Source organism: Streptococcus jiangjianxini, assembly GCF_040225085.1.
In the GTDB taxonomy this organism is placed as follows: Bacteria; Bacillota; Bacilli; order Lactobacillales; family Streptococcaceae; genus Streptococcus; species Streptococcus jiangjianxini.
In genome coordinates, this window is sequence record NZ_JBEHGL010000031.1 from 1 (window position 1) to 12,630 (window position 12,630).

General features: G+C 38.0%; 14 protein-coding genes, 2 pseudogenes and 1 other annotated feature. Of the genes and pseudogenes, 13 read left to right on the forward strand and 3 right to left on the reverse strand.

Going from position 1 to position 12,630, the window contains the following annotated elements:
- The 3 genes from ABP870_RS10075 to ABP870_RS10085 all read left to right on the forward strand — a co-directional run.
- Positions 1 to 959: N-acetylmuramoyl-L-alanine amidase (locus ABP870_RS10075; RefSeq protein ID WP_350015248.1), on the forward strand; the 959-nt coding region annotated here is incomplete at its 5' end.
- 76 nt (positions 960 to 1,035) lie between these two features.
- Positions 1,036 to 2,262: a peptidase T gene (gene pepT / locus ABP870_RS10080; protein WP_350015249.1), complete on the forward strand. Its 1,227-nt coding sequence runs from the start codon at positions 1,036 to 1,038 to the stop codon at positions 2,260 to 2,262.
- 53 nt (positions 2,263 to 2,315) lie between these two features.
- Positions 2,316 to 2,813 (forward strand): EbsA family protein, encoded by a 498-nt coding sequence (locus tag ABP870_RS10085; RefSeq protein ID WP_350015250.1) that lies wholly within the window; start codon positions 2,316 to 2,318, stop codon positions 2,811 to 2,813.
- Here the strand turns inward: ABP870_RS10085 and ABP870_RS10090 are convergent.
- On the reverse strand, positions 2,794 to 2,988 hold the full coding sequence (locus ABP870_RS10090; protein WP_350015251.1) for a ferredoxin: 195 nt from the start codon (positions 2,986 to 2,988) through the stop codon (positions 2,794 to 2,796). The genes ABP870_RS10085 and ABP870_RS10090 overlap by 20 nt on opposite strands.
- Positions 2,989 to 3,033: 45 nt before the next feature.
- Here ABP870_RS10090 and ABP870_RS10095 point away from each other — a divergent pair, with 45 nt between their 5' ends.
- The 5 genes from ABP870_RS10095 to rplT all read left to right on the forward strand — a co-directional run bounded on the left by ABP870_RS10095 (position 3,034) and on the right by rplT (position 5,709).
- Complete coding sequence (locus ABP870_RS10095; RefSeq protein ID WP_350015252.1) at positions 3,034 to 3,666, forward strand: SAG1386/EF1546 family surface-associated protein; 633 nt, start codon at positions 3,034 to 3,036, stop codon at positions 3,664 to 3,666.
- A 19-nt stretch (positions 3,667 to 3,685) separates the two neighbouring features.
- On the forward strand, positions 3,686 to 4,366 hold the full coding sequence (gene cmk / locus ABP870_RS10100; RefSeq protein WP_350015253.1) for a (d)CMP kinase: 681 nt from the start codon (positions 3,686 to 3,688) through the stop codon (positions 4,364 to 4,366).
- A 23-nt stretch (positions 4,367 to 4,389) separates the two neighbouring features.
- Positions 4,390 to 4,515, forward strand: a sequence feature (ribosomal protein L20 leader region).
- A gap of 13 nt (positions 4,516 to 4,528) precedes the next feature.
- A complete protein-coding gene (gene infC, locus ABP870_RS10105; RefSeq protein WP_018380792.1) occupies positions 4,529 to 5,059 on the forward strand; it encodes a translation initiation factor IF-3 in 531 nt (176 codons plus the stop codon).
- 35 nt (positions 5,060 to 5,094) lie between these two features.
- Positions 5,095 to 5,295, forward strand: a complete 201-nt coding sequence (rpmI, locus tag ABP870_RS10110; RefSeq protein ID WP_018380793.1) for a 50S ribosomal protein L35 — start codon at positions 5,095 to 5,097, stop codon at positions 5,293 to 5,295.
- Between the two features lie 54 nt (positions 5,296 to 5,349).
- Entirely contained in the window at positions 5,350 to 5,709 is a 360-nt protein-coding gene (gene rplT / locus ABP870_RS10115; RefSeq protein ID WP_000124839.1) for a 50S ribosomal protein L20, read from the forward strand.
- Positions 5,710 to 5,800: 91 nt separating this feature from the next.
- Here rplT and ABP870_RS10120 read toward each other — a convergent pair.
- Positions 5,801 to 5,952 (reverse strand): annotated as a pseudogene (locus ABP870_RS10120) (transposase); the annotation flags it as partial.
- Between the two features lie 78 nt (positions 5,953 to 6,030).
- On the opposite strand from ABP870_RS10120, the gene lepA reads away from it, so the two are divergent.
- Complete coding sequence (gene lepA / locus ABP870_RS10125) at positions 6,031 to 7,863, forward strand: translation elongation factor 4 (protein ID WP_350015254.1); 1,833 nt, start codon at positions 6,031 to 6,033, stop codon at positions 7,861 to 7,863.
- A gap of 315 nt (positions 7,864 to 8,178) precedes the next feature.
- Here lepA and mscL read toward each other — a convergent pair whose 3' ends face one another.
- Entirely contained in the window at positions 8,179 to 8,550 is a 372-nt protein-coding gene (gene mscL / locus ABP870_RS10130; RefSeq protein WP_350015255.1) for a large conductance mechanosensitive channel protein MscL, read from the reverse strand.
- 143 nt (positions 8,551 to 8,693) lie between these two features.
- Between mscL and dnaG the strand changes: the two genes are divergently transcribed.
- The 4 genes and pseudogenes from dnaG to ABP870_RS10150 all read left to right on the forward strand — a co-directional run.
- Positions 8,694 to 10,469, forward strand: coding sequence for a DNA primase (gene dnaG / locus ABP870_RS10135; RefSeq protein WP_350015256.1), 1,776 nt, complete (start codon positions 8,694 to 8,696; stop codon positions 10,467 to 10,469).
- Between the two features lie 8 nt (positions 10,470 to 10,477).
- Positions 10,478 to 11,590, forward strand: a complete 1,113-nt coding sequence (gene rpoD / locus ABP870_RS10140) for an RNA polymerase sigma factor RpoD (protein ID WP_350015257.1) — start codon at positions 10,478 to 10,480, stop codon at positions 11,588 to 11,590.
- 169 nt (positions 11,591 to 11,759) lie between these two features.
- Positions 11,760 to 12,098 (forward strand): metal-sulfur cluster assembly factor, encoded by a 339-nt coding sequence (locus ABP870_RS10145; protein ID WP_350015258.1) that lies wholly within the window; start codon positions 11,760 to 11,762, stop codon positions 12,096 to 12,098.
- Positions 12,099 to 12,114: 16 nt separating this feature from the next.
- Positions 12,115 to 12,504 (forward strand): annotated as a pseudogene (locus tag ABP870_RS10150) (glycosyltransferase family 2 protein); the annotation flags it as partial.
- Between the last annotated feature and the right edge of the window lie 126 nt (positions 12,505 to 12,630).

Below are 12,630 nucleotides of genomic sequence, written 5' to 3' on the forward strand. Positions count from 1 at the left end.
ATATTCAAAACGTTGGTTGGATACCAGCCGTTAGAGAAGGCCAAGCAAGTGGTCAGGAGAGTTCTAATCGTCAAATCGAGGCAGTGAGAATTGCTTTAGTTGGTGAGATTAGTCAGCACTATGATGTCTATTATCGCGTTCATAGCCAGAATAAAGGATGGTTAGGTTGGGCAAAGAACGGTTCAAGTGCTGGGACGGAGGGTTTTTCTTTGGGCGTTGAAGGTATCGAGGTTACCTTAGTTAAAAAAGGTGGTTCTGCTCCAGGAACAACAGTTAAGTCTTTTGAGAAGAAAATAAGCGCAGTCAAGACTCCTTCAATAGTCCTAATGTCGTCTGCTTCACAAGGTAATTATTCAAAAGTTAATAAAATTGTCTATTTAGATGCTGGTCATGGCGGTGCTGACCCTGGTGCTGCTTATGCAGGCATCACTGAAAAATCTCTAAATTTAAGAATGCAATCCCTTGTTCGCGCGAAACTAGAACGATTAGGTTATAGAGTCATTACGACACGTGATACTGATTCTTATTTGGACTTGTTACCTCGTTCCAAGAAAGCTAACCAAAGTTTAGCAGATTTGTTTGTAAGTATTCATTTTAATGCTTCAACAAGTCCTTCTGCAAACGGTATTGAAACTTATTACTATCAATATTATCCTGAATATCAGCCAGCAATTAATAAAACTTACCATGAAAATGCGGAGCGCTTAAAAAGGAGTGCTACCCTTGCAACTGCCATTCAAACTGCAGCCATCAGAGCGACAGGAGCTAAAGATAATGGTGTCTTAAGAAATACATTTGCTGTATTAAGGGAAACGACTGCACCAGCGGTACTGTTAGAATTGGGCTACATGTCTAACTATGCGGAAAGAAATCGTATCACTAAAGGAGATTATCAAGAAAAATTGGCTAATGCCATTGTGAGTGGCATTTTGAGTTATTATAAGACTTATTCTATTTAATAAAAATTAAAAAATCTGCTCGCTGGAGTGGATTTTTTGGTATAATCAGTGAAGATAATAGAGAAGAGGTACGTTTATGTCTTATCCAAATCTTTTAGAACGCTTTTTAACATACGTAAAGATTAATACTCGTAGTGATGAATCTAGCCAGTCAACACCAAGTACGCAGAGTCAAGTTGATTTTGCTTTGACCGTTTTAAAGCCTGAGATGGAAAAAATTGGTTTACAAAATGTTCATTATTTAGAATCAAATGGTTATATTGTAGGAACTCTACCAGCTAACTCTGACAAGTTCAACTATAAAATTGGTTATATTTCGCATATTGACACAGCTGATTTTAATGCAGAAGGAATTAAGCCGCAAATTATTGAGAGTTACGATGGTTCAGAGATTCCATTGGGAGATTCAGGATTTCAGTTGTCACCAATGGATTTTCCTAATTTAAAAAATTACCATGGTCAGACGTTAATTACAACAGATGGAACGACACTCTTAGGAGCTGATGATAAGTCTGGGATAGCTGAAATCATGACTGCTATCGAGTATTTTACAAGTCATCCAGAAATCGAACACGGTGAAATTCGCGTTGGCTTCGGACCAGACGAGGAAATTGGCGTTGGTGCTGATAAGTTCGATGTTGATGATTTTGACGTGGACTTTGCCTACACGGTTGATGGTGGACCACTTGGAGAGTTACAATTTGAGACATTTAGTGCAGCTGCAGCTGATATTACGTTTAAAGGACGAAATGTCCATCCAGGCACTGCTAAGAATCAGATGGTGAATGCTTTTCAACTGGCGATTGATTTTCACAATGCTCTTCCAGAATCAGATCGTCCAGAATTAACCGAAGGTTACCAAGGCTTCTATCATCTTCATGGATTTGATGGTACAGTTGAAGAAGCTTATAGTTCCTATATTATCCGCGATTTTGAGACTGAATCTTTTGAAGCACGGAAGCAATTAATGATAGATATTGCTTCAAAAATGAATGAAGATTTCGGCGAAGAGCGTGTTCTTGTTAGTTTGAAAGATCAGTACTATAATATGCGTCAGGTGATCGAAAAAGATATGACTCCTATCAATCTTGCTAAAGAAGTGATGGAAAATCTTGATATTAAACCAATTATTGAACCTATTCGTGGTGGGACAGATGGCTCTAAGATTTCCTTCATGGGAATCCCAACTCCTAATATTTTTGCCGGCGGAGAAAACATGCATGGGCGTTTTGAATTTGTCAGTCTTCAAACTATGGAGAAAGCTGTTGATGTTATTATCGGAATATCGAGTTATGTCAACTAGCTTTTTGAAAGATTGCTGGAAGTATGATAGAATAGGCTTGGGGGTTACCATTTATGATTAAAATTTTTGGTAAAATAAGATACCATTGGCAACCTGAACTCTCGTGGCTTTTAATTTATTGGTCATTGACGATTGCGCCAATCTTTATAGGGCTATCCTTACTATTTGAACGGACGAAAATACCTGTGACCTTCTTTTTATCCTTTGCTTTATTTCTGGTACTATTGGGATTTGGGTTGCACCGTTTCTTCGTTATCGGGGAAGAAGATCAATTAAAAATTGTATCTATGGATGTTTTCAAACCACAAAATGTTAAGATCTCTAATATCAAAAAGATTGAAGTAACCAAATTAAGCATTACATTGATATTTAATGATGACGCAAAAAAACGCATATTTTATATGCGTAAATGGCCTAAAAAATATTTTTTAGATGCTTTGGCTGTTCACCCTTACTTTAAGGGAGAAGTTGAATTAATGGATAATTTTATTGAGTTAGATTATTTTGAAGCATACAAAAATGAAAAAACTCCTAAAGTATTAGAGCCTTAGTTGGACATTTTTTTACAGCTTCTAATGTAGCAAGATCGTTATCTGGGAATACAGCTACTAATTCATCGCTATCTGTAAATTTAACGATACCATCGTCGTGGTAATCAAAGGCATTAGAGTAGGTCTGACAAAGACCGCAGGCGATACATTTTTCTGGAATAAGTGATACTTTCATAGTATTATTGTAATATGATTTTATTTATTTAACAAGGGGGAAATCATGGCCAAGAAACCATGGGAATCGAAGATTTTCGAAAATAAAAAGGACAGTGGTAGACAAACGTCTCGAAAGGAAAAAAATAGTGGTTTGCTAAGCACTCCCTTATTGACAGGTCTTCTTAGTGTCTTTTTCTTAATCGTTGTAGGTATTTTGATTGTTGTTTTCTATACTTCTAATGGTGGTAGTGATGAAGCAAAAGCAACGTCTGGTTTCTACCGTTCGTCACAATCTAAAGCAAAGGAAGAAAAAGAAACAAAGACTTCTAAAGCTAAATCTGAGTCTGATAAAAAAGCTAAATCATCCAAAGCAGATACGAAGAAGTCTAAAAAGAAAGCAGCTTCCAAAGCTTCTAAAAAAGAAAAATCTAAAGGTTCTTCGATCAAAGCGTCTAGTTCCGCAGCGTCATCGTCAGAAACTGCCGCGAGTTCATCAACAACTGTGACAGAAGAGACAACACCATCAACGGAACCTTCTACAGGCGGCCAAACAATTGTTGTTCAACCTGGTGAAGGTGCAGCTTCCATTGCAGCTCGAGCAGGTATTTCAATCGAACAATTGCAAGCCTTAAATCCGCAAAATATGACTATGGGTTACTGGTATGCCAATCCAGGTGATCAGGTTAACATCAACTAGAATAGAAAAAGAGGACATCATGAAAGCTATTAAAATTGCTATTGATGGCCCTGCTTCAAGTGGTAAAAGTACAGTAGCCAAGATTATTGCTCGTAATCTTGGCTATACTTATCTTGATACAGGGGCTATGTACCGTTCTGCGACTTATCTTGCTTTGAAGCATCAATTAGATGATTCAAAAGTAGGGGATATTCTTGAAAAGTTAGCGGAATATCCTATCTCTTTTGGTAAAAATGAGAATGGACAACAAACAGTCCTATTAGGTAGCATCGATGTGACGGATGCCATTCGTCAACCAGACGTGACTAATAACGTTTCCTGGGTGTCTGCTTTGCCAGAAGTTCGTGAGGAGCTTGTCGCTCAGCAACAACGGATTGCTGCACAAGGTGGTATTATCATGGATGGACGTGATATTGGAACAGTGGTACTACCAGATGCAGAATTAAAAATCTTTTTAGTGGCTTCAGTTGAAGAGCGAGCAGAACGCAGGTTTAAAGAAAATCAAGAAAAAGGCATCATGACGGATTTTGAGACCTTGAAAGATGAGATTGCTGCACGCGATTATAAAGACAGTCATCGTAAAGTGTCTCCTTTAAAAGCAGCAGATGATGCTATTATCTTCGACACAACTGGCATATCGATAGAGGATGTTGTTGATTTTATTCAAAAAAAAGCAAAGAAAATCATTGACAAAGGATAATCAACTTGTTATTATAGTAACAATGAGAAAAGCAGAAGTGAGAACTTCTCGCCTTGCGACTAACGTTGTCTGGCCCTACATGTCAAGTTTCTTTATAGAAACATAATGTGTGCGGGCTTGGTTTGTCAAGTCCGTTTTGTTTTTCTCTAAAAAAATAAAGAGGTGAAGATCATAGCTAAAAAAGATCTATTCATCAACGACGAAATTCGTGTTCGCGAAGTTCGTTTAGTTGGTCTTGAAGGTGAACAATTAGGTATCAAACCATTATCAGAAGCTCAATCAATTGCAGATCAAGCTAATGTTGATTTAGTGCTCATCCAACCACAAGCCACTCCGCCTGTTGCTAAAATTATGGACTATGGTAAGTTCAAATTTGAGTATCAGAAGAAACAAAAAGAACAACGTAAGAAACAAAGCGTTATAACGGTAAAAGAAGTTCGTCTTAGTCCTGTTATTGATAAAGGAGACTTTGAAACAAAACTTCGTAACGGCCGTAAGTTTCTTGAAAAAGGAAATAAGGTTAAGGTCTCTATTCGTTTTAAAGGACGTATGATTACTCATAAAGAGATTGGAGCAAAAGTGTTGGCTGAGTTTGCTGAAGCAACTCAAGATATTGCGATCATTGAGCAAAGGGCTAAAATGGATGGTCGTCAAATGTTCATGCAACTTGCACCGATTCCAGACAAGAAATAACTTGTCAGATTATATTTATCCATAGGAGAAGAAAAATGCCAAAACAAAAAACACACCGTGCATCAGCTAAACGTTTTAAACGTACAGGTTCAGGCGGATTGAAACGCTTCCGTGCTTTCACGTCTCACCGTTTCCACGGGAAAACTAAAAAGCAACGTCGCCATCTTCGTAAAGCGTCAATGGTTAACGCTGGAGATTTCAAACGTATCAAAGCAATGCTTACTCGCCTTAAATAATTAGGTTTGTAAACATTAATAGTATTATTCAGAATTATTCGGAGGAAAATATAAATGGCTCGTGTTAAAGGTGGCGTTGTATCACGCAAACGTCGTAAACGTGTTTTAAAATTAGCTAAAGGTTACTATGGAGCAAAACACATCTTGTTCCGTACTGCAAAAGAGCAAGTAATGAACTCTTACTACTATGCATACCGTGACCGTCGTCAGAAAAAACGTGATTTCCGTAAACTTTGGATCACACGTATCAATGCGGCTGCTCGTATGAATGGTTTGTCATACTCACAATTGATGCATGGTTTGAAATTGGCTGAAATTGAAGTTAACCGCAAAATGCTTGCTGATTTAGCCGTTAATGATGCAGCAGCGTTCACAGCTCTTGCAGATGCTGCTAAAGCAAAACTTGGTAAATAATCATATTTAATGAATTGATTTATTCGACGCCCTAAAATAGTAAGGCGTCGTTTAATTGGCTCATTGTCAACTGTAGTGGGTTGACTTATAGCTAACACCGAGAGAGAATCAGATGTTTCTCTCTTTTGTTATGTTCAAAGCAAGATAAATCAGGTTTTTGAAGTTTTCAAAGTTCCGAAATTCAAAAGCATTTCGTTTAATGACTTTAATAAGGTTGTTGAGGGCCTCTAGTTTGTCGTGAGATAAACAAACTTGTTCTTTTTCTTAGTCTTACTTTTTGCTATAATAGAGGGTAACCATTAAATAACATAGGATAAAAAGATGAATATCGAAGAATTAAAAAAACGTCAGGAGAAGATTCGTAACTTTTCCATTATTGCCCATATCGATCACGGGAAATCGACGCTGGCAGACCGTATTTTAGAAAAAACTGAGACTGTTTCTAGTCGTGAAATGCAAGCACAATTACTTGATAGCATGGACTTGGAGCGTGAACGTGGTATTACTATTAAACTGAATGCTATTGAGCTCAACTATACAGCAAAAGATGGTGAAACGTATATCTTTCATTTAATCGACACGCCTGGACACGTGGACTTTACCTATGAGGTATCACGTTCCTTGGCAGCGTGTGAGGGAGCTATTTTAGTTGTTGATGCGGCTCAAGGTATCGAGGCTCAGACGCTAGCTAATGTCTATTTGGCTTTGGATAATGATTTGGAAATTATGCCGGTCATTAATAAAATTGATCTTCCAGCGGCAGATCCTGAACGCGTGCGAGCAGAAGTGGAAGATGTTATTGGTCTTGATGCGTCGGATGCTGTTTTGGCATCTGCTAAAGCTGGGATTGGTATTGATGAGATTCTTGAACAGATCGTGGAAAAAGTTCCTGCACCATCTGGTGACGTCGAAGCCCCTCTTCAAGCCCTTATTTTTGACTCTGTTTATGATGCTTACCGTGGAGTCATCCTCCAAGTGCGTGTGACTAACGGTTTGGTTAAGCCGGGCGACAAGATTCAACTCATGTCAAATGGTAAAACATTTGATGTAACCGAAGTTGGTATATTTACACCTAAAGCCGTTAGCCGTGATTATTTAGCAACTGGAGATGTTGGCTATATTGCAGCATCCATTAAAACAGTAGCTGACACTCGTGTTGGTGATACTATCACCTTGGCCGATAATCCAGCAAGTGAGCCTTTATCTGGTTACAAACAGATGAATTCAATGGTGTTTGCAGGTCTCTATCCGATCGAATCAAATAAATATAATGACTTGCGTGAAGCGCTGGAGAAGCTTCAATTGAATGATGCTAGTCTGCAATTTGAACCTGAAACATCTCAGGCGTTAGGATTTGGTTTTCGTTGTGGATTCCTAGGTTTACTTCATATGGATGTGATTCAGGAGCGTTTAGAACGTGAGTTTAATATCGATTTAATTATGACAGCTCCATCGGTTGTTTATAATATTAATACGACAGATGGGGAAATTTTAGAAGTATCAAATCCTTCTGATTTTCCTGAACCTACGCGTATCGATTCTATCGAGGAGCCATATGTCAAAGCTCAAATTATGGTGCCACAGGAGTATGTTGGTGCTGTGATGGAGTTGGCCCAGCGTAAACGCGGTGACTTTGAGACTATGGAATATATTGATGATAATCGTGTTAATGTTATCTATCAGATTCCACTGGCTGAGATTGTCTTTGATTTCTTTGATAAATTAAAATCGTCAACTCGTGGCTATGCTAGTTTTGACTATGAAATTTCTGAATACCGTCGCTCGCAATTGGTTAAAATGGATATCTTGCTCAATGGTGATAAGGTTGATGCTCTTAGCTTTATTGTTCATAAAGAATTTGCCTATGAGCGTGGGAAATTAATTGTGGATAAGCTTAAAAAAATCATTCCTCGCCAACAATTTGAAGTACCTATCCAAGCAGCAATTGGTCAAAAAATTGTGGCACGAACTGATATCAAAGCGCTTCGTAAAAATGTTTTGGCTAAATGTTACGGTGGTGATGTTTCTCGTAAGCGTAAACTCCTTGAAAAACAAAAAGCTGGTAAAAAACGCATGAAATCCATCGGCTCGGTTGAAGTACCTCAGGAAGCCTTCTTGAGCGTGCTTTCAATGGATGACGAGGAGAAGAAATAAAAAAAATGAGTCCTGGAAATCAGGCCTCATTTTTTTTGATCGTATCTTTTTCTTTAGAGCTAGAAAACAAGGGGGGATAGATAGGGAGTTAAATTTATAGTGAAAAAGATTGTCTAAGATTGTTATGACAAAGTAGATATCGCTCAACAAAATGAAAAAGTATAACGGTGATATCATATTGGTATGGGATACACCTGAGCTGCTTTATGGTCCTAATCTTGAATACTTGGCTTTGTAAGTGTTCCAATAACAAAAGTTTCAATGCATCAAAAAAAGCAGTGACTAACACCTGCTTTCTTTTGAGAGAAAACTCTCTTATTTACGAGCCAAAAGATCGCGGATCTCTGTAAGAAGAAGCTCTTCATTGGAAGGTGCGACTTCTTCAACAACTTCTTCTTGTTTTGGCATGAATTTAGTTGCAGCTTTGACGATAAAGAAGAGAATAGTACCAACAATCAAGAAATTAAGTACAGCACTCAAAAAGCTACCATAAGCAACACCATTCCATGTTAATTCAGCGATACGTTCTGCACCGACTGCTTTTAAAACAGGGTTTAATAAAAGAGGAGTGATGATATCTTCTACCAATGAAGTAATGATGGCACCAAATGCAGCACCAAAGATAACAGCAACAGCCAAATCAAGGACATTACCTTTAAACAAAAAAGCTTTTAATTCTTTAAGCATATTCGATTCCTTTCTCTATTAGATTTCATTATACAATAAAGAAGGATTAGGAGCAAGGAATTTGAATTTTTTATTTTACACGTGATATTGATAATGTTATAATGTAACGTAAGGCAAAATTGGACTTTTGTGGAGGTGATGTTGTGATTTTGGATAAAGAAACCATTGCTAAAATCAAGCAGGAAACCAATATTGTAGATATTATTGGTGAGGTTGTAGCTCTTTCAAAAACAGGACATAACCACCTAGGACTTTGTCCTTTTCATAAGGAAAAAACGCCATCATTTAACGTTATCGAAGATAAGCAGTTCTATCATTGCTTCGGTTGTGGAAAATCAGGTGACGTTTTTAAATTTCTAGAGGAGTATAGACAAATTCCTTTTAAGGAAGCTGCCTCTGTTTTGGCTGAACGTTTGGGAATGTCCATTCAAGTGACTCAAACCAACTATCAACAGAGTAGACATCCTCATGAATCACTCTTTCAAATAAATGCTGATGCTAATAAATTCTTCCAAGCAGTCTTGATGACCACGAAGCAAGGAGAAGCAGCGCGACAGTATTTATACGATAGAGGACTAACGGATGAGTTAATTAAACATTTTCAAATTGGACTATCTCCTGAAGAACCCGATTATTTATTCAAATCTTTATCGAATAAATATGATGAGGAGACTATTTTAGCTTCAGGTCTCTTTAATTTATCTGAAGAATCAAATCGTATCTACGATGCCTTTCAAAATAGAATTATGTTTGCTCTTACGAATGACCAAGGAAAAGTGATTGGTTTTTCTGGTCGTATCTGGACAGAGCAAGCTAAAGAAAAGCATCAAGCAAAATATAAAAACACGCGTTCAACTCCAATATTTAATAAATCCTACGAATTTTACCACCTGAATCAGGCTAAGCCAGTGATTGCTAAAAAGCGCGAAGTCTATCTTATGGAGGGGTTTATGGATGTGATAGCAGCTTATCGAGCAGGTGTGGTAAATGCGGTGGCGTCTATGGGAACAGCTTTGACGCAGGAACATGTGAGTCACTTGAGTCAATTTACCAAAAAGGTTGTGTTAACATATGATGGTGATGACGCAGGGCAAAATGCTATCGCTAAATCGTTAGAAATCCTTTCTCAATTTTCTATAGATATTGTCAAAATGCCTCAGGGAATGGACCCGGATGAGTATTTGAAAACTACCTCAACAGATGAATTAGCTGGTCTATTAGACAGATCTCGCATTAGTCAGGTAGAGTTTTGGATGCATTACCTATTGCCTGAGAATATTGATAACCTTCAAAGTCAAATTGCTTATGTCGAAAAGATTGCTGATGTCATTGCCAAAGAGCAGTCAATAACGGCTCAAAATACCTACATCAATAAAGTTGCGGATCTCCTTCCGGATTTTGATTATCATCAGGTTGAACAGTCGGTTAATAGTCGTCGTATTTCTTTGCGGCAAGATATGGTTCCATCACAAGTGGTTGAACCAGTCTATGTTGATATGCCGATTGTCAAACAGGTAACTGCTCTAAGAAAGACTGAAAATCATCTCTTTCATCGGATGCTTTTTCATCCAGTGATTTTAAATGATTTTAAGCTGAGACAAGATTTTCAATTCAACACCCCAGAGCTAGCTGAATTGTATCAACTGCTAGTGACTAATGGAGATATTACATCTTATGACTTGTCTGGAGAACCAGAGGCAGTACAGCAGGCTTATTATCAAGTTCTAGAGGAGCAGCTACCAGAAGAGGTAGGTGACAATGAAATTTCTGACTTGGAGAGGCATCGTGATCGTTTGTTAGCGCAAAATGATATGCGCAAACAAAGTCAATTGATTAAAGATACTAGTAATCAAGGTGATCAAGAGAGTGCACTTGCCGCCTTAGAAGCACTTATTGCACAGAAAAGAAGCATAGAATAGAGGGAATTATGGCAGAAAAAACCAAAGAAATAACAACTTTTAACGTTCAAGTTGCTGATTTTATTCGTAACCATAAGCAAGCGGGGACTGCCGTCGATACAGAAGTTACTGAAAAATTAGTGATTCCCTTTAGTTTAGACGCTGATCAAATAGATGATCTTTTGGAGCGTTTGACAGATGGTGGAATTGCTATTACAGATAAGGATGGCAATCCGTCTACTAAATACGTTGTTGAAGCACCAAAACCGGAAGAGTTAACTGACGAAGAACTTCTTGGTAGTAATTCAGCAAAAGTAAATGACCCAGTCCGTATGTATTTAAAAGAGATTGGTGTTGTGCCTCTTTTGACGAATGAGGAAGAAAAAGCACTGGCTATTGCTGTTGAAAATGGTGACCTTCAAGCTAAACAACGTCTTGCTGAAGCTAACCTACGTCTGGTGGTTTCGATTGCTAAACGTTATGTTGGTCGTGGCATGCAGTTCTTGGATTTGATTCAAGAAGGCAACATGGGATTGATGAAAGCAGTTGATAAATTTGACTATTCAAAAGGTTTTAAGTTTTCAACTTATGCCACTTGGTGGATTCGTCAAGCCATTACACGTGCTATCGCAGACCAAGCTCGTACCATTCGTATTCCAGTACACATGGTTGAAACAATCAACAAGCTTGTGCGTGAACAACGTAATCTTTTACAAGAATTAGGACAAGATCCAACACCAGAACAAATTGCGGATCGCATGGATATGACACCCGATAAAGTTCGTGAAATTCTTAAAATTGCTCAAGAACCAGTTTCTCTCGAGACCCCTATTGGTGAGGAAGATGATAGTCATTTAGGTGATTTCATTGAGGACGAAGTTATTGAAAATCCAGTTGATTACACAACGCGTGTTGTGCTACGCGAGCAGTTGGATGATGTTCTTGATACATTGACAGATCGTGAGGAAAATGTTCTTCGCCTTCGTTTTGGTTTGGACGACGGAAAAATGCGTACGCTTGAAGATGTTGGTAAAGTTTTTAACGTTACTCGTGAACGTATCCGTCAAATTGAAGCTAAAGCCCTACGTAAACTCCGCCATCCAAGCCGCAGCAAACAACTTAAAGACTTTATGGAGGACTAAAACAGTCTGGGAATAGACTACTGTTTTAGGCGCTTTACCATAGTCAAGTTACAAAGGCGTTTTTAACCACTAATTGCAAAAAAGAAGTAGCGGCTTGCGCGATTCTTATCTACCTCCTAGAGTGTTTTAAATACCTTAATTCCAAAAGAGTCATTGTGAAAGGGAAAATATGTCAGAAGTTATCAATTATACGGAAAAAGAAATTGCTAATATTAAAGAGCGTATTTTTGAGGCTCTTGAAGAAGTTATTGATCCTGAGCTTAGTATTGATATTATTAATCTTGGTTTGATTTATGAAATTCATTTTGAACAAGATGGTAAAACGCAAATTGACATGACTTTAACGACAATGGGATGTCCATTAGCCGATCTCATTACAGATCAAATTTATGACGTTTTGAAATCTGTTCCAGAAGTGAGAGATCCAAAAGTTCGTTTAGTATGGACACCAGCCTGGTCGGTAGATCGTCTGAGTCGCTACGCGAGAATAGCATTAGGAATTCGATAAAAAAGGAGGAAGAGTTGTGAAAACACTTAGTATAGTAGTACCGTGCTATAATGAGGAAGAGACAATTCTTCCTTTTTTAACAACAGTACAAAACGTTGAAAAGAAGCTAACGGATGACTTAATCTTTGACTATTGTTTTATTAATGATGGCTCTGTCGATGCTACACTTGATATATTAAGAGAAATTTCAAAAAAATATATCAATGTTCATTTCCTATCACTTTCGCGAAATTTCGGTAAAGAAGCCGCTTTGTTAGCAGGACTAGAGGAAGTAAGGGGAGACTATGTTACTGTCATGGATGCAGATTTGCAGGACCCTCCAGAATTACTCCTTGAAATGTATGCTAAAATTCAAGAAGGTTATGATGTTGTTGGGACGCGAAGGGCTGATCGTAAAGGAGAACCCACGACAAACGCATGAAAATCCCTAATCTATTTCTCTGGCTTCGAAGCTATGTTTGCCTTACAGTAATCGTTTTAAATACTGGTCAAAGGACAGACTAAGGACAAATTTTTTACGTCGCATGCTCAT